The 16,103-nt window shown below is 66.4% G+C and carries 15 protein-coding genes; 5 read left to right on the plus strand and 10 right to left on the minus strand.

What is annotated here, in order from left to right:
* Positions 1 to 20: 20 nt before the first annotated feature.
* The 4 genes from hutU to hutI are packed head-to-tail and all read right to left on the minus strand — an operon-like array spanning position 21 to position 5,240.
* Positions 21 to 1,688: a urocanate hydratase gene (gene hutU, locus ACGYKA_RS08450; protein WP_394410621.1), complete on the minus strand. Its 1,668-nt coding sequence runs from the start codon at positions 1,686 to 1,688 to the stop codon at positions 21 to 23.
* The gene (hutG, locus tag ACGYKA_RS08455; protein ID WP_394411187.1) at positions 1,685 to 2,485 is read right to left on the minus strand and encodes an N-formylglutamate deformylase; all 801 of its coding nucleotides are present in this window, start codon (positions 2,483 to 2,485) and stop codon (positions 1,685 to 1,687) included. Before hutG ends, hutU begins: the two co-directional genes overlap by 4 nt.
* Before the next feature lie 11 nt (positions 2,486 to 2,496).
* Positions 2,497 to 4,035, minus strand: coding sequence for a histidine ammonia-lyase (gene hutH, locus ACGYKA_RS08460; RefSeq protein WP_394410618.1), 1,539 nt, complete (start codon positions 4,033 to 4,035; stop codon positions 2,497 to 2,499).
* A complete protein-coding gene (hutI, locus tag ACGYKA_RS08465) occupies positions 4,032 to 5,240 on the minus strand; it encodes an imidazolonepropionase (RefSeq protein WP_394410615.1) in 1,209 nt (402 codons plus the stop codon). Before hutI ends, hutH begins: the two co-directional genes overlap by 4 nt.
* Before the next feature lie 85 nt (positions 5,241 to 5,325).
* Between hutI and ACGYKA_RS08470 the strand changes: the two genes are divergently transcribed.
* The 4 genes from ACGYKA_RS08470 (at position 5,326) to ACGYKA_RS08485 (ending at position 9,441) form a co-directional block, all read left to right on the plus strand.
* Positions 5,326 to 6,684, plus strand: coding sequence for a formimidoylglutamate deiminase (locus ACGYKA_RS08470; RefSeq protein ID WP_394410612.1), 1,359 nt, complete (start codon positions 5,326 to 5,328; stop codon positions 6,682 to 6,684).
* Between the two features lie 109 nt (positions 6,685 to 6,793).
* Positions 6,794 to 7,012, plus strand: a complete 219-nt coding sequence (locus ACGYKA_RS08475; protein ID WP_394410609.1) for a hypothetical protein — start codon at positions 6,794 to 6,796, stop codon at positions 7,010 to 7,012.
* 120 nt (positions 7,013 to 7,132) lie between these two features.
* Complete coding sequence (locus ACGYKA_RS08480; RefSeq protein ID WP_394410606.1) at positions 7,133 to 8,122, plus strand: ROK family protein; 990 nt, start codon at positions 7,133 to 7,135, stop codon at positions 8,120 to 8,122.
* Between the two features lie 47 nt (positions 8,123 to 8,169).
* On the plus strand, positions 8,170 to 9,441 hold the full coding sequence (locus ACGYKA_RS08485) for a glycerate kinase (RefSeq protein ID WP_394410603.1): 1,272 nt from the start codon (positions 8,170 to 8,172) through the stop codon (positions 9,439 to 9,441).
* Positions 9,442 to 9,464: 23 nt separating this feature from the next.
* Here ACGYKA_RS08485 and ACGYKA_RS08490 read toward each other — a convergent pair whose 3' ends face one another.
* The 6 genes from ACGYKA_RS08490 to ACGYKA_RS08515 form a co-directional block, all read right to left on the minus strand.
* Entirely contained in the window at positions 9,465 to 10,553 is a 1,089-nt protein-coding gene (locus tag ACGYKA_RS08490) for a zinc-binding dehydrogenase (protein ID WP_394410601.1), read from the minus strand.
* A gap of 72 nt (positions 10,554 to 10,625) precedes the next feature.
* The gene (locus tag ACGYKA_RS08495; protein WP_394410598.1) at positions 10,626 to 11,846 is read right to left on the minus strand and encodes a TCR/Tet family MFS transporter; all 1,221 of its coding nucleotides are present in this window, start codon (positions 11,844 to 11,846) and stop codon (positions 10,626 to 10,628) included.
* Positions 11,847 to 11,966: 120 nt separating this feature from the next.
* Complete coding sequence (gene pcaD / locus ACGYKA_RS08500) at positions 11,967 to 12,770, minus strand: 3-oxoadipate enol-lactonase (RefSeq protein WP_394410595.1); 804 nt, start codon at positions 12,768 to 12,770, stop codon at positions 11,967 to 11,969.
* 169 nt (positions 12,771 to 12,939) lie between these two features.
* Positions 12,940 to 13,911, minus strand: a complete 972-nt coding sequence (locus tag ACGYKA_RS08505; RefSeq protein ID WP_271689420.1) for a threonine/serine dehydratase — start codon at positions 13,909 to 13,911, stop codon at positions 12,940 to 12,942.
* Positions 13,908 to 14,729, minus strand: a complete 822-nt coding sequence (locus ACGYKA_RS08510; RefSeq protein ID WP_394410592.1) for an alpha/beta fold hydrolase — start codon at positions 14,727 to 14,729, stop codon at positions 13,908 to 13,910. Before ACGYKA_RS08510 ends, ACGYKA_RS08505 begins: the two co-directional genes overlap by 4 nt.
* Positions 14,729 to 15,415 (minus strand): haloacid dehalogenase type II, encoded by a 687-nt coding sequence (locus tag ACGYKA_RS08515; protein WP_394410589.1) that lies wholly within the window; start codon positions 15,413 to 15,415, stop codon positions 14,729 to 14,731. The genes ACGYKA_RS08510 and ACGYKA_RS08515 overlap by 1 nt, the downstream gene beginning before the upstream one ends.
* 195 nt (positions 15,416 to 15,610) lie before the next feature.
* Between ACGYKA_RS08515 and ACGYKA_RS08520 the strand changes: the two genes are divergently transcribed.
* On the plus strand, positions 15,611 to 16,048 hold the full coding sequence (locus tag ACGYKA_RS08520) for a peptidylprolyl isomerase (RefSeq protein ID WP_394410586.1): 438 nt from the start codon (positions 15,611 to 15,613) through the stop codon (positions 16,046 to 16,048).
* Positions 16,049 to 16,103: the final 55 nt, after the last annotated feature.

Consider the following 16,103-nt stretch of genomic DNA (forward strand, 5'->3'; position numbering starts at 1 on the left):
TGGGCGGCAGCGCTCAGCGCTTAAAGGATGCCCGGCAGGTTCAGCCCGTGTTCGCGGGCGCAATCGCGCGCTTCGTCATAGCCTGCATCCGCATGGCGCATCACGCCCGTCGCCGGGTCGTTCCAGAGCACCCGCTCGATCCGGCGGTCGGCGTCTTCGGACCCGTCACAGCAGATCACCATGCCAGAGTGCTGTGAGAAGCCCATGCCAACCCCGCCGCCGTGGTGTAGCGACACCCAAGTCGCCCCTGAGGCGGTGTTCAAAAGCGCGTTCAGCAACGGCCAATCCGACACGGCGTCAGAGCCGTCTTTCATCGCCTCGGTCTCGCGGTTGGGCGAGGCGACCGAGCCGCTGTCGAGGTGGTCGCGGCCAATCACCACCGGCGCGCTGAGCTCGCCACTGCGGACCATTTCGTTAAAGGCCAGCCCCAGCTTGTGGCGCACGCCCAGACCCACCCAGCAGATCCGTGCGGGCAGCCCTTGGAAGGAAATGCGCTCGCGGGCCATATCGAGCCAGTTGTGCAGATGCGTGTCTTCCGAGAGGATTTCTTTTACCTTGGCATCGGTCTTATAAATATCCTCAGGATCGCCCGAAAGCGCCGCCCAGCGGAACGGCCCCACGCCCCGGCAGAACAGCGGTCGAATGTAGGCGGGGACAAAGCCGGGGAAGTCAAAGGCGTTCTCCAAGCCTTCCTCCTGCGCCATCTGGCGGATGTTGTTGCCATAGTCGACCGTGGGGATGCCCGCGGCGTGGAAATCGACCATCGCCTGCACCTGCACCTTCATCGAGGCGCGGGCGGCTTTTTCGACGGCTTTGGGATCGCTCTCACGTTTCTCGCGCCATTCGCCCATCGTCCAGCCCTGCGGCAGGTAGCCGTTCACCGGGTCATGGGCCGACGTCTGGTCGGTCACGATATCGGGGCGGACCCCGCGTTTCACCAGTTCGGGAAAGACATCTGCCGCATTGCCCAGAAGCGCCACGGACTTCGCCTCGCCCGCGGCAGTCCAGCGGTCGATCATCGCCAGCGCCTCATCAAGGCTGTCGGTCTTTTCATCGACATAGCGGGTGCGCAGGCGGAAATCGATGCTGTCGGGATTGCACTCCACCGCCAGACAGCAGGCTCCGGCCATGACTGCTGCCAAGGGCTGCGCCCCGCCCATGCCGCCAAGGCCCCCGGTCAGGATCCATTTGCCTTTGAGGTCACCGTCATAATGCTGGCGGCCCGCCTCGACAAAGGTCTCATAGGTGCCCTGCACGATGCCTTGGCTGCCGATGTAGATCCACGATCCGGCGGTCATCTGGCCGTACATCGCCAGACCCTTCTTATCGAGTTCGTTGAAATGGTCCCAATTCGCCCAATGCGGCACGAGGTTGGAATTGGCGATCAACACGCGGGGCGCGTCTTTATGGGTCTGAAAGACGCCCACGGGCTTGCCTGATTGTACCAGCAGCGTCTGGTCTTCTTCCAAGGCGCGCAGGGAGGCGACGATCTGGTCGTAGTCTTTCCACGTCCGCGCCGCGCGCCCGATGCCCCCGTAGACGACCAGCTCATGCGGGTTCTCGGCCACGTCGGGGTGCAGGTTGTTCATCAGCATCCGCAGGGGCGCTTCGGTCAGCCAGCTTTTCGCCGAAAGCTCGGTGCCGGTGGCGGGATAGACGTCACGGGTGTTCTTGCGCGGATCGCTCATGCTGTGCCTTTCAGGGTAGGGGCCAGTGCGGCCAGAGTTGTCAGGATATCGGTCAAATGCACGCGCAGCCGCGCGGCCTTGCCGGGGTCATAGGGCCAAGGCGGCGCCTCGGCGCCGAGGTAGCTGCTTTGCGCCAGTTCCATCTGAATCGCGTGGAGCCCTTCGGCGGGGCGGCCATAGTGGCGCGTGGTCCAGCCTCCCTTGAAGCGCCCGTTGCTGACGGACGTGTAGCCGGGTGCTGCGGCGCAGATCTTTTCAACAGCCGCTTCGATCGCAGGCGCGCAGGTGGAGCCGAGGTTCGTGCCGATGTTGAAATCGGGCAGCGGGCCGTAAAAGAGGAAGGGGATCAGCGAGCGGATCGAGTGGCAGTCATAGAGGATCGCGACCCCATGCAGGTCGCGAACGCGGGCCAGTTCAGCCTCAAGCGCTGCGTGATAGGGCGCGTGGTATGCCACGCGGCGGGCCTCAACCTCGGCTGCGTCGGGCGGGGTGGTCCAGATGTCTTGCCCGTCGAAACCCGTCAACGGCACCAGCCCGGTGGTGTTCTGCCCGGGGTAGAGCGATGCGCCCGAAGGGTCGCGGTTGGCGTCGATGACATAGCGGTGGAAGGTCGCGCGCACCGTGGTCGCGCCGGGCAGCAACCCGTCGTAGAGCCGGTCGATATGCCAATCGGTATCCGCCAATTCCCGCCCGCGCGGGTTCAGATCACGCCGGATGCCCTCGGGCAGGTCAGTGCCGGTGTGGGGTAGGCCGAGCACGATGGGGCTGTCGCCGCGGGTGATCTCGACGGGGGTGATCTCAGCGGGGGTCATGTGGAAAGGCCCGGCATCTCGCAGGCGGCGGCGCGGGTGATCTCACCGCGCGCTACCATCCGTGCCGCGCGCTCCAGATCGGGGGCGAGGTAGCGGTCCTCCTCCAGCGTCGCGACCTCTTCGCGGACCCGCGCGACCACCCGCTGCAAGGTTTCGCTGGTGGCCAGCGGCGCGCGAAAGTCGATGCCCTGCGCGGCGCAGAGCAGTTCCACCCCAAGGATACGGTTCAGGTTCTCGACCATCTGCCCCAGCCGTCGCGCGCCATGGGCGGCCATGCTGACGTGATCTTCTTGGTTGGCCGAGGTCGGCGTGCTGTCGGTGACGCAGGGGGTGGCGAGGTGTTTGTTCTCGCTCATCAGCGCGGCGGTGGTGACTTCGGCGATCATATAGCCGCTGTTGAGGCCGGGGGTCGGCGTCAGGAAGGGCGGCAGGTTGAAGCTGAGCACCGGGTCCACGATCAGCGCCACCCGGCGCTGCGCGATGGCGCCGATCTCGGCCACGGCCAGCGCGATCATATCGGCGGCGAAACCCACCGGTTCGGCATGGAAATTCCCGCCCGAGACGATGAGGTCCGCCCCCGTCAGCACCAGCGGGTTGTCGGTGGCGGCATTGGCTTCGACCTCCAGCGTGGCGGCGGCCATGCGCAGCACGTCCATCGCGGCCCCCGTCACCTGCGGCTGGCAGCGGATGCAATAGGGGTCTTGGACACGGGCATCATTCGCCACATGGCTTTCGCGGATCTCCGAACCTGCAAGCAGGGCGCGCATGGTCTCGCCCGCCTCGATCTGGCCGCGATGACCGCGCAGGGCGTGGATCTCGGGCTGTAGCGGCGCGGTGGAGCCCATGATTGCATCCGTCGACAGGGCCGAGATCACCAGCGCCGAGTTCGCGGCCTGCCATGCGTCGAAGAGCCCCGCCAGCGCGAAAGCGGTGGAGAATTGCGTGCCGTTGATCAGCGCCAGCCCTTCCTTGGGGCCGAACTCCAACGGGGTCAGTTCCGCGGCGGCCAGCGCCGCGCCGCCCGTCATGACGCGGCCCTCGAACTCCGCCTCGCCATGGCCCATCATCACGGCGGCCATATGCGCCAAGGGGGCCAGATCGCCCGAGGCGCCAACAGAGCCTTGCGCCGGGATCACCGGGGTCACGCCCCGCTCCAGCATGGCTTCGATCAGGTCCACGACCGCCAGCCGCACGCCCGAGGCACCGCGCCCGAGGCTCAGCAGTTTCAGCGCCATCAGCAGCCGCGCATGGCCGCGCGGGATCGCGGGGCCAACACCGCAGCAGTGCGACAGGATCAGGTTGCGTTGCAGCGCCGCCGTATCCTCCGCCGCGATCTTGACCGAAGCGAGCTTTCCGAAACCGGTGTTCACGCCGTAAACGGCATCCTCGCCCGCCACGGCCCGGGCGATGCGGGCATGGGCCTCTTCAATCGCGGGGCGGCAGGCGGGGGCGAGCCGCACCGATGCCTCTTCGCGGTAGATGCGGGCCAGATCATCCAAAGTGGCCGCGCCGGGGGTGAGGGTCAGGGTGGTCACGATTGGCCTCCGAAAATGCGGGAATGAAGCGGGTTGAAGCCGATGCGGTAGGCAAGCTCGGCCGGGTGTGTGATGTCCCAAACGGCGAAGTCGGCGCGCAGGCCGGGGCGGATCATGCCGCAATCCGCCAGCCCGAGCGCGCGGGCGGCGTGCAGCGTGGCGCCGCGCAGCGCCTCTTCCGGCGTCAGGCGGAACAGGGTGCAGCCCATGTTGAGCGTCAGCAGCAGCGAGTTCAGCGGCGAAGAGCCGGGGTTGATATCCGTCGCCAGCGCCATCGGCACGCCATGGCGGCGCATGAGGTCGATGGGCGGCGACTGGGTCTCGCGCAAGGTATAGAAGGCACCGGGCAGCAGGACGGCGACGCTGCCCGCCTCGGCCATCGCGCTCACGCCGCTCTCATCAAGGTATTCGATATGATCCGCCGAGAGCGCGCCATAGGAGGCCGCGAGCCGCGCACCGCCCAAGTTCGACAATTGCTCGGCATGGAGTTTCACCGGCAGGCCCAATTTCCGCGCCAAGTCAAAGACCCGGGCGATCTGGGCGGGCTGAAAGGCGATGCCCTCGCAGAACCCGTCGACCGCATCGACCAGCCCTTCGGCATGGGCGGCGCGCAGGGCGGGGAGGCAAACATAGTCGATATAGGCATCCGCGCGGCCTGCGTATTCGGCAGGCACCGCATGGGCGCCCAGGAAGGTGGTGGAGACACGGATCGGGCGCTGCTCTCCAATGGCACGGGCGGTGCGGAGCATGCGCAGCTCGGTCTCGATATCCAGACCATAGCCGGATTTGACTTCGATGGCCGTGACCCCTTCGGCGATCAGCACGTCGACGCGGCGCAGGGCATCGGCCAGCAATTCTGCCTCATCGGCGGCGCGGGTGGCGGTGACGGTTGAGACGATGCCGCCCCCGGCGCGGGCGATTTCCTCATAGCTGGCCCCCTCCAGCCGCATCTCGAACTCTCGCGCGCGGTTGCCGCCGTGCACGATATGGGTGTGGCAATCGATCAGCCCGGGGGTGACAAGCCGCTGACCCAGCGATTCGGCGGGCAGGCCGCGGTAGCCTTGCGGCAGATCATCGCGCGGGCCGACCCATGCGATCTGGCCCTCGGCAATCGCGATCGCCGCATCTTTGATCAAACCATAGGGCTGTGGGCCATCCATCGTCGCCGCCGTGAGGTCGACCAAGACCAGATCCTGCGCTGTCATCCTATCGCCTCCTCCTAAGGTTTCGCTTTTCTACATCGGTTTTATTTGCTATATGTCTATACATAAAAATGCAGAGGGCCGTCAAATGATTTTCGCTACACATGCAAAACTGCCGCAGGGATGGGCGCGAGAGGTTCGGATCACGGTTGCCGATGGGCGGGTGACGCAGGTTGAGACCGGGCAGGCACCGCAGGCCGATGACACCCGTGTCGACACCCTGCTGCCCGCGCTGGCCAATCTGCACAGCCACAGCTTCCAACGCGCCATGGCCGGGATGACCGAGACGCGCTTGGCCGGGAAGAACAGTTTCTGGACATGGCGCGATTTGATGTATCGCTTCACCGCCCATCTGACGCCCGCGCATATCGAAGCCATCGCGGCCTTCGTCTTTCTAGAGATGCAAGAGGCCGGTTTCGCCAGCGTGGGAGAGTTTCACTACCTCCACCACCAACCCGACGGCACGCCCTATGACGAACTGGGGGAGCTATCGGCCCGGATCGCGGCGGCGGCGACGCAAACGGGGATCGGGCTGACCCATCTGCCGGTGCTCTATACCTATGGCGGGGCGGGGCAGCAGCCCTTGCAGGCAGGGCAGGCGCGTTTTGGCAATGGGGTGGCGCGCTTCGGCGCGCTGGTTGAGCAGGCGCAGCGGGCGGTGCGGGACCTCCCCCCCGATTGCCGCGTCGGCATCGCGCCCCATTCGCTGCGCGCCACCGCCCCGGCGGAATTGGCCGAGGTGCTGGCCGCCCATCCCGATGTGCCGGTCCATATCCACATCGCCGAACAGCCCAAAGAAGTCGCGGATGTCTCCGCTTGGCTTGGCGCGCGTCCGGTCGACTGGTTGCTGGCCAATGCCGAGGTGGCCGAGAACTGGTGCCTGATCCACGCCACCCATATGACGGAAGGTGAGACCGCTGCCATGGCCCGCAGCGGCGCTGTGGCAGGGCTTTGCCCGGTGACGGAGGCCAATTTGGGCGATGGGCCGTTCAACGGGCCGGGCTACCTTGCCGCCGGGGGGCGGTTTGGCATCGGATCGGATTCCAATGTGTTGATTTCGCTGACTGAGGAATTGCGCACGCTGGAATATTCCCAGCGTCTGCAGGATTTGGCACGCAATGTGATGGTGGCGGGCGAAGGCTCGGTCGGGGCGACGCTTTACACGGGCGCGGCGCGTGGCGGGGCCCAAGCGCTTGGCCGGGGCCGGGGCGAGATCGCAGTCGGCGAATGGGCCGATCTTGTGGCGATCGACAGCCAAGACCCGGCGCTCTGCGCGTTGCGGCCTGACCAATTGCTCGACGGTCTGGCCTTTGCCGCCAAGGACCGGGTGGTGACCGATCTGTGGTCAGCGGGCCGCCATGTGGTGACGGGCGGGCGGCACCGGCAGCGGGATCGGATCGTGGCGGGTTACCGCCGCGCCATGTCAGAGGTGATGGCGCTTTTGTGAAACCTTCCCTTTCCGGGAACTTTGGCACGGCCTGCCGGGTTGGCCCGGTAACGAGGACCGCGCGAAGTGCTGCGCGGCACAGCCCGAAGACAGCGAAAGGGAGCGGATCATGAGTCCACCAGACACGAACCTCAAAAAACAGGAAAGCCGTCACAAATGGCCCCTGATCGGCATGGCGCTTGTGGTGATCTTTGGCGTCGGGATCATCGTCTATTGGACGGGCGAGGAAGTCGCCACCGCGCCCGAGACGGAAGAAGAAGTGATCGTCGACGATGAAAACGTCATCGAAGGCGACGATGAAGCATCCGTGCCGATCGCCCCTGATTAATCCAAACGGACAGCACCCAAACACGAAACCCGGAAGCCTCGGCTTTCGGGTTTTGTTGTTTGACCTTGGCCGCGCGGGCGGGCCATCTTGCACCGGTATCAAGGGCAGCAAGGCAGGCACATGTGGTATTTGGTAGGGGACATCGGCGGCACCAATCTGCGCCTCGCAGCGGTAGACCCCGCGGGGGCGGTGGTAGAACGCCGCACCCAGCCCACCGACGGGCTGACCACTTTGCCCGATGCCTGCGCGACGCTTTGTGCCGAGATGGGCAGCCCGCCCGAAGGGGTCGCCATGGCGGTGGCCGGGGTGGTTGTCGACGGGCAGGTGCGGATGACCAACGCGGCGCGCAGCATCTCGCGGGATGATCTGGCACGGGCCTGCGGTTTGGACCCCGCCAAGGTGCTGCTGCTTAATGATTTCGAGGCGGCGGCTTGGTCCTTGGCCACGCTGGATACTGAGAAAGTGACCTATCTTCAGGGCGGGCCCGACCCGCAACCAGGGGCGCGGGTGATCATTGGGCCGGGGACGGGCCTTGGCGTTGGGGCTCTGGTCTGGCAGGGCGCGCGGCCCACGGCGGTGCCGGGCGAGGGGGGGCACCTGCGGCTCACCCCCCATAGCGCCGAGGAAGTGGCCTATTTCGAAGCCCTGATCGCGCTTTGGCCCGAGGTGCAGATGGGCGCGGCGCTGGCGGTCGAGGCCGAGGCGATCCTGTCTGGCACCGGCATGCCCTATTGGTATCGCGCCATCGCCTCCGCCCGGGGCGACGCGGCGCAATTGGAGGGGGCGGCAGCGATTTTCGCGGCGGCCAAGGCCGGGGAGGACGCGAGCGCCTGTCGTGCGGTTGCCTTGATGGTGCGGTATCTTGGCGGGGTCGCGGGGGATCTGGGCTTGGTCATGGGCGCGCGGGGCGGGGTCTTCGTCACGGGGGGCGTGGCGCAGCAGAACCCGTGGATGCTGGATGACAGCTTCCTCGCCGCCTTCAACGCAGGGGGGCGGCACAGCAAATGGCGCGCGGCGATGCCCTTGGGCCTGTGCAGTGACCGCGACTTCGGCCTCATGGGCGCGCGCAACTGCCTGTTTGTTCAGCATGAACGCCCCCTGCCGGATTGACAGCAGGCAACGGGCCGCCATGATCGCCGCAGCAGTCGGAGTGCCCTATGTCCAACCTCAATGACCCGAAACGCCAGTTCTTGGCCGAATTGTTCGACACCGCCGTCGCCGCCGCCGATCCGCATTTGATCCTGAAAGACCGGCTGCCGCCGCCGCCCAAAGGGCGCACGGTGGTGATCGGTGCGGGCAAGGGGGCGGCGCAATTGGCGCAGGCGTTCGAGGCCATCTGGCCGCATTCCTATGATGGTGTCGTGGTCACCCGCTACGGCTATGGCGCGCCTTGTCAGCGGATCAAGGTGATGGAGGCCGCCCATCCGGTGCCCGATCAGGCCGGGATCGAGGCTGCCCGCGCCTTGCAGGATGCGGTGCAAGGTTTGGGGCCGGAGGATCAGGTGATCGCGCTGATCTGCGGCGGCGGCTCATCGCTTTTGCCCGCCCCGCCAGAGGGGCTGACGCTGGAGGATTTGCAGGCCTTGAACGCGGCGCTCCTGGCCTCGGGCGCGCCGATTTCGGTCATGAACGACATCCGCAAACAGTTCAGCACGGTCAACGGCGGGCGTCTGGCGGAACTGGCCTATCCGGCGCAGGTGGTGAGCCTTGTTGTCTCGGACGTGCCGGGGGATGATCCGGGGGCCGTGGCCTCTGGCCCCACGGTGGCGGGGCGGCGTACTGCGGCGGCGGTGTTGGAAGAGGTGGCCGCGCGGGGGTTGGAACTGCCGGGGCGCTGCATGGCGTTTCTGGAAAAGGCCGCCGCGCAACCGTTGCAGGACGCGCCAAGCACGACGCAGACCCATGTCATCGCCTCTGCCGGTCTGTCGCTTGCCGCCGCGGCCAAGGCCGCGCAGGCGCGGGGGGTGAACGCGTGGATACTGTCGGACGCGATTGAGGGCGAGGCGCGGGAGGTGGCGCTGGTCCATGCGGCCCTCGCGCGGCAGGCGCAGGAAAGCGGTTTTCCCCTTCCCGCGCCGCTGGTGCTGCTTTCTGGCGGGGAGACGACGGTGACCCTGCGCCACAAAGGGCGCGGCGGGCGGAATAGTGAGTTTGCGCTGTCCCTCGCGCTGGCGCTCGAAGGGCAGGAGGGGATCACGGCCTTGGCCGCGGATACCGATGGTATCGACGGGTCAGAGGATAACGCGGGCGCTTTCGTGGAGGCAGGCACAGCGGCTGCGATGCGCGCGGCGGGGGTGGACCCGCGCGGCGCTTTGCAGCGCAACGATGCTTTCGGGGCCTTCGAGACGATAGATGCGCTGTTTCACACCGGCCCCACCGGGACCAATGTGAATGATTTTCGCGCCATGCTGATCGGAGATCTGCCGTAGCGTCCGCCCGCCTCGAAGCCGATTTAGGACCGGTCGAAGACGATCACATTGCGCCGCGCGGCCCCGGTCTTGGTGTCGGCAATCGCCTCGTTGATCTGATCCAGCCGCCAGCGGCCAGAGATCAGGCTGTCGAGTTGCAGACGGCCCTGAAGATAGAGGTCGACCATCCACGGAATGTCGCGCTGGATCACCACATCGCCCATTTTGGAGCCGACCATGCCTTGCCCCAGGGCGGCGAGGACCACCGGTTCATAGCTGGCCTCGGCCCCGCTGTGGGGCATGCCGACCATGATCACCCGGCCTCCGGCGGCAAGGTAGCGCGGCGCGGTTTCATAGGCAGGGATCGCGCCCACGGTGACGATCACGGCATCCGCCCCGCGCCCCATGGCCTTGAAGGCCGCGCGCCACGGTTTCGCCTCGGTCGCGAGCACAGTGTCGGTCGCGCCGAATTCGCGGGCGATGGCGAGTTTGTCTTCGGTCATGTCGACCGCCACGATCCGCCGCGCGCCCGCGATGCGCGCGCCCTGGATGGCGTTGAGGCCGACCCCGCCCGCGCCGATCACCACCACGTCTTGTCCCGCCCGCAGGCCCGCCGCATTGACCACGGCGCCGACGCCGGTGATTACGCCGCAGGCGATCAGGCAGGCGGCGTCTTTGGGGATGTCATGCGAGATTTTCACCACCTGCGACCGGTCTACGACGACCTTCTCGGCGAAACCGCCGGTTTTCATGGCCTGAACGAGCGGTGTGCCCTCCGCCGTTTGCAGCGGCCCTTCGGGCGCTTGCGGGGTTTCGCAGATCGTCGGCTGGCCCGAGGCGCAATTGGGGCAGCTGCCACAGGCGCGGATCAGGGTGACCACCACGCTGTCGCCTTCGGCCAGACCCTGCACATTCGGCCCCACCGCGCTGACCCGGCCTGCGGCCTCGTGCCCATAGACGGCGGGCAGGGTGCCACCCCAGCCGCCTTCGGCAAACAGAATGTCGGAATGGCAGATCGCCACGGCATCCAAGGTCACTTCAACCTCGCCCGATTGCGGTGCCTTGATGCGAATGTCTTCGACGCTCAGCGGTGTGTCAAAGGCATGGCAGACGGCGGCTTTGATGGTTTGCAATGGCCTGTCCCTTTCTTTCAATTTTCGCCAGCCTGACGCGGATGGGCCGGTGGCGCAAGACGGGGAATGGGCCTACTGCGGCGAAGTTTCACCTTGTGACGTGGGGGTAGGGCGGCTGGCAAAGAGCACCAAGCCGCCAAGGGTCAGCAAAAGCGCCAGCAGGAAGGGCGCGCCGGGCAGGTAGAGCGCAGCTTCCGGCGCGGTGAAATAGGCGAAGACTGCGGTCATCGTCAGCGGTGAGAGGATCATCGCCAGCGCGGTGGAGGAACTGAGCGCGCCGTGCAGTTCCCCTTGGGCATCGGCGCTGACGCGGGCCGACATGATGCCTTGAAGCGCGGGCGGAATCACCCCGGCCAGCGCGGCGAGCGGGGTCATGATCAGCGCCCAAGTGCCCGAGGTCAGCACGGTCAGCGCGGCAAAGGCGGCAAGGGCAAAGACATGGCCCAAAATCACCGTGGCGCGCGCGCCCAAGCGGCGGATCACGGGGCCGATCAAGGCGCCTTGGACAAGCGCCATCAGCACGCCGAAAAGGCCCAGAGACAGGCCGATCATCGTCGGCGACCAGCCAAAACGCTCGACCCCGAAATAGGCCCAGACCGCCGGATAGGCGGCAAAGCCCACATGGTAGATGAAATAGACCGCGAGCAGCCTGCCGACCTCGGGCAGTCGGCCAAGGGCGCGCAGCGCGCCCAGCGGATTGGCCCGCCGCCAGTCGAAAGCACGGCGCTGCGTCGGGGGCAGGGTTTCGCGCAGCACGGCCCAGCCAAGCACCGCATTGCCCGCCGCCAGTACCGCTGCCGCCCAAAAGGGCGCGCGGGTGCCATATTCGCCCAAGACGCCGCCCATCAGCGGCCCCAGAACAAAGCCCGCGCCAAAGGCCGCGCCGATCAGCCCGAAACGCGCCGCGCGGTCCTGCGCCGGAGAGATATCGGCCATATAGGCCGAGGCCGTGGCATGGGTCGCCGCCGTGATGCCGCCCACGAGCCGCCCGATCAGCAGCAGCCAAATGCTGCCCGCGAGTGCCATCACGCCATAGTCCACCGTCATCACGATCAGTGCCAGCAGCAGGACCGGGCGGCGGCCAAAACGGTCGGAGAGCCCCCCCAGAACCGGGCCGAAGAGGAATTGCATCGCCGCAAAGCCCGTGGCCAACACGCCGCCCCAAAGGGCTGCATCGCTCAGCCCGCCGCCGCGAACTTCGCGGATCAGGTCGGGCATGACGGGCAAGATCAGGCCGACGCCCATGGCATCGATCATCACCGTCACAAGGATAAAGATCAGTGGCAGCGGCATTCGGTCAGATGTGGTCCGCGCAGGGGCCAAAGGCAAGGGCGGACGTCGCGATAGGGCGCGAATACGGCACGAGGCGCACGCGCATGGCCTGCCCGCTGCCGGAGACACCTGCCGCCACGATCAGCCCTGCGCCTTCGGGATATGCCCGACACTGGCGAGAAAATCGTTCAACGTTTCTGCGTATTCCTGCGGCTGCTCGACACAGGGCAGATGGCCCGCGCGGCGGATCAATTTGAATTTCGAGGCCGGGATCAGGTCCATCAATTCGCGCACCAGATCTGGCGGGGTTGAGCCATCTTCCGAACCTGCGATGCCAAGCGCGGGCAGGCGTAGACCGGAGGTTGGCGTCATGAAATCACTGTGCGAAATCGCCGCCGAACAGCCCGCATAGCCCGCGTCGGGCTGCCGCGTCAGCATGTTGCGCCAGAGCGCCAGTTCCGGCGTGGCGCGGAACCTGGTCGAGAACCAACGCTCCATCACCGCATCGGCGAGGCTTTCGATGCCGCCCTTTTCGACCTCCGCGATCCGCGCATCCCAGATGTCGCGGTTGCCGATCTTGGTGGCGGTGTTGCTCAGCACCAGCGCGCGGATCATGTCGAGCCGTTTGACTGCCAGCCCCTGCGCGATCATCCCGCCGATCGAGAGGCCGACGAAGACGCAGCTGCGCACCTGAAGGTGGTCGAGCAGGCGTTCGGTATCTGTGATAAGCGAGCCCATGGAATAGGGCGCGGGCGGGCAGGACGACAGGCCATGGCCGCGTTTGTCGAAGCGGATGATGCGCAGACCGGGCGCGAGCAGCGGCAGGATCGGGTCCCACAGGCGCATGTCGGTGCCGAGCGAGTTGGCGAAGACTACGGGCGCGCCGTCCTCGGGGCCGTCGACGCGGTAGTGCAGTTGCACCTCGCCGTTGTCGAAAATCTGCATGGGGGTCTCCTTTGGGCGGCGTTGAGGGGCAGCATATCGTGCGAACGCGGGAGGTCAAAGACGGGACAGTTCGAATAGGTACCGCCCGGTGGCGCAGCGGGCAGCGCCGACCCGCCCCCCTGGGGCGGCGCTTTCAGCACCACCCCGCGGGCCGGCGCTGCCCTAATCGCTACCCCAGCGTCTTCAGCGCGCGGGCAAACATATCCGCGTCAACGTTCCCCCCAGAGATGGTGACGATCACATCGTCGCCCTCGATCTCCCCGCCCCGGAACAGCGCTGCCGCAAGCGCCACGGCACCGCCCGGCTCGGCCACGAGTTTCAACCGGTTGAAGGCATGACCCATAGCCTGCAACGCCTCATCGTCGCTCACCACCAGCCCCGGGCCCACCAACCGCTGCATGATCGGAAAGGTCAGCTCCCCCGGCGCAGGCGTGACGATGGCGTCGCAGATCGAGCCGAGCGCCTTCGCATTCCGTTCGATCTGGCCGGAAATCAACGAGCGGGCGGCATCGTCGAAGCCTTCCGGTTCCGCCGGGCGCACGCGGAACCCCGGCGCCTCGGCCTCCAGCGCCAGCGCGATGCCGGAGGTCAGGCCACCGCCGCCGCAGCAGACGATCACCTGGGCCTCTTCGATCCCGGCCTCGGCGGCCTGCTGGGCGATTTCCAGCCCCGTGGTGCCTTGCCCCGCGATGACCTGCGGCTCGTCATAGGGTTTGATCAGCGTAAGGCCGCGTTCCTCGGCCAAGGCCGCACCGATCTCCTCGCGGCTCTCATTCGCGCGGTCATAGAGCACCACCTCGGCGCCATAGGCGCGGGTGTTGGCGATCTTCAGGCGCGGGCTGTCCTCGGGCATGACGATCACGGCAGGCGCGCCGTGCATCTTGGCTGCCAGTGCCACGCCTTGGGCATGATTGCCGCTGGAATAGGCGATGACGCCCTTGGCGCGCTGCGCGCTCGGCAGGGCCGAAAGCGCCGACCACGCGCCGCGGAACTTGAAGCTGCCAGTATGCTGCAAACACTCGGGTTTGACCCAGACCCGGCGGCCCGCGATCTCGTCCAGAAAGGGGGAGTTCAAGAGCGGCGTGCGCCGCACATGGCCCTTGGCGCGGTCGGCGGCGGCGCGGATCATGTCGATGTTCATTTGATTTGTCCTATCCATTCGTGCAGCGCGGCGAGCGCTTGGGGTTCGTCGAGAAAGGGCACATGGCCGCGGTCCGGCACTTCGGCCACGATCATATCGGGGCGGCGGGCCTGCATCTGCATCAGCGTCTCGCGGCTGAACAAGGTGGAATTGGCCCCGCGGATCGTGACCAGTGGCAACCCTTGCAGCGCATCGAAGAACGGCCAAAGGTCAACAGCCTGCTGGCCTGCGGCGGCCACGGCATCGCGCAGATGCGGATCATAGGTGATTTTCAGCCCATCGTCGGTCGCCCTGTAGTGACGCTTGACCTCCTCAAGCCAGTGGCTTTCGGGCACGCCGTGAAACTCGGGGAAGGCGCGGGCCATGGCGGCGGCGGCTTCTTCATAGGTTTTGGCGGCGGGGTTGCGACCGAGATAGCCCATGATGAATTCAACGCCCTTGGGGTCAAGCTCGGGGCCCACGTCATTCAGCGCCACGCCCAGTAGGTGATCGTGGGCGATCATCGCCAGCGCCATGGCATTCAGCCCGCCGCGCGAGGTGCCGATGAGGGCGACCTGTTCCAGCCCCAGATGCGCCAGCAATTCCAACACGTCGCGGCATTCCACCGAGAGCGTGTAGTTCCGCCAATTCGCGTCGAAATCCGAGCGGCCCCGCCCGCGGTAGTCCATGCGGATCAGCCGGTGATCGGCCAAATGCGGGGCGAGGTAGTCGAAATCCGCGCCGGTGCGGGTGAGACCGGCAAGGCAGAGGATCGGCAAGCCACTGCCCTCATCCGTGTAATGCAGCGACAGCCCGTCGGAGGTGGTGAAACGCGGCATCAGAGCCCCGTCAATGCGGGGATGCCGCTCAGCTCGCGCAACTGATGTGCGGGTTGCCACGGCAGCCGGTCCACCGGATCGCCGCCCCGGTTTACCCATGCGGTGGTGAACCCATAGCCCGTCGCCGCCGCCGCATCCCAGCCATTGGAGGACACGAACAGCACCTCGTCCTTGGCACAGCCGAAGTGTGCCCCGACAAGGTCATAGACCGACGCATGCGGTTTGAAGACGCCGACGCTTTCGACCGAAAGCGAGACATCCAAAAGATCATCGATTCCCGCCGATTGCACCGCCCCGTCCAGCATTGCCGGGGCGCCGTTGGAGAGGATCGCGGTGTTCAGACCCCCGTCTTTCAGCGCGCGCAGCATGGCGGGCACCTCGTCATAGGCGCGAAGCTCCCAGTAAAGCGCCAGCAGGCGCGCGCGCAGGGCGGGGTCATCGGCGAGGTTCATCTTCTCCAGCGTCCAATCCAGCCCGTCTTGGGTGACCTGCCAGAAATCGTCATGCGTCCCGGTCACGGCCCGCAGCCATGAATACTGCAACTGCTTGAGACGCCAGTGTTCTGCCAGCTCCGGCCAAGTCTCGGCGATGGCGGCAAAAGCGGGTTCGGCTGCGGCCTCACGGGCGGCGGCGGCCACGTCAAAGAGGGTTCCATAGGCGTCGAAAACGCAGGTGGTGATGGGCATCTGACAGGCTCTCCCTTTCCGTGTCGCGGCAGAGTGGCACGCAGGCGCGGCGGCGAAAAGGGGCGAATTCCGCGATCGACCCGAAGGGGGGGTTTACTCTCGGGGTCACAATCTTCATGCTGTCGCGGAATTTGGAGCACCCGCGCAGATACGCGGCCTCCTTCCCTTTTTTTCCCTACAGATTGGAGACACCCGATGGCTGAGGTCAAATCCGGCGACACAGTACAGATTCACTATACCGGCACGTTGAAAGACGGCACCACATTCGACAGCTCGCAGGGCCGTGACCCGCTGGAGTTCGTCGTGGGTTCGGGCCAGATCATCCCCGGTCTCGACAGCGCGCTGCCCGGCATGACCGAGGGCGACAAGAAGGTTGTTCAAGTGCCCAGCGACGAAGCTTACGGCCCCGTGAACCCCGAGATGCGTCAAGCCGTGCCGCGCGAAGGCATCCCCGCGGACATCCCGCTCGATCCCGGCACGCAGCTGCAGATGCAGACCCCCGAAGGTCAGGCGCTGCCGGTGACCGTGGTCGAGGTTGACGAGACCACCGTCACGCTCGACGCCAACCACCCGCTGGCGGGCAAGGACCTGCAGTTCGACATCGAACTGGTCAAGATCGCTCCGGCGGCCTGATATTGATGGCCGGGGGGACTTCCCCCCGGCACGCCCCAAAGACGTCTCCGGCGTC

Origin of the sequence: Sulfitobacter sp. 1A15106 (genome assembly GCF_043556995.1) — a bacterium.
Taxonomy (GTDB): Bacteria; Pseudomonadota; Alphaproteobacteria; order Rhodobacterales; family Rhodobacteraceae; genus Sulfitobacter; species Sulfitobacter faviae.

Coding starts and splice junctions, on each gene's coding strand:
- ACGYKA_RS08485 (WP_394410603.1), top strand. CDS start 8,170: ATGTCCAACCTCAATGACCCGAAACGCCAGTTCTTGGCCGAATTGTTC.
- ACGYKA_RS08510 (WP_394410592.1), bottom strand. CDS start 14,729: ATGCCGCGTTTCACCACCTCCGACGGGCTGTCGCTGCATTACACGGAT.
- ACGYKA_RS08520 (WP_394410586.1), top strand. CDS start 15,611: ATGGCTGAGGTCAAATCCGGCGACACAGTACAGATTCACTATACCGGC.
- hutI (WP_394410615.1), bottom strand. CDS start 5,240: ATGACAGCGCAGGATCTGGTCTTGGTCGACCTCACGGCGGCGACGATG.
- ACGYKA_RS08470 (WP_394410612.1), top strand. CDS start 5,326: ATGATTTTCGCTACACATGCAAAACTGCCGCAGGGATGGGCGCGAGAG.
- ACGYKA_RS08480 (WP_394410606.1), top strand. CDS start 7,133: ATGTGGTATTTGGTAGGGGACATCGGCGGCACCAATCTGCGCCTCGCA.
- pcaD (WP_394410595.1), bottom strand. CDS start 12,770: ATGCAGATTTTCGACAACGGCGAGGTGCAACTGCACTACCGCGTCGAC.
- hutU (WP_394410621.1), bottom strand. CDS start 1,688: ATGAGCGATCCGCGCAAGAACACCCGTGACGTCTATCCCGCCACCGGC.
- ACGYKA_RS08495 (WP_394410598.1), bottom strand. CDS start 11,846: ATGCCGCTGCCACTGATCTTTATCCTTGTGACGGTGATGATCGATGCC.
- ACGYKA_RS08475 (WP_394410609.1), top strand. CDS start 6,794: ATGAGTCCACCAGACACGAACCTCAAAAAACAGGAAAGCCGTCACAAA.
- ACGYKA_RS08505 (WP_271689420.1), bottom strand. CDS start 13,911: ATGAACATCGACATGATCCGCGCCGCCGCCGACCGCGCCAAGGGCCAT.
- ACGYKA_RS08515 (WP_394410589.1), bottom strand. CDS start 15,415: ATGCCCATCACCACCTGCGTTTTCGACGCCTATGGAACCCTCTTTGAC.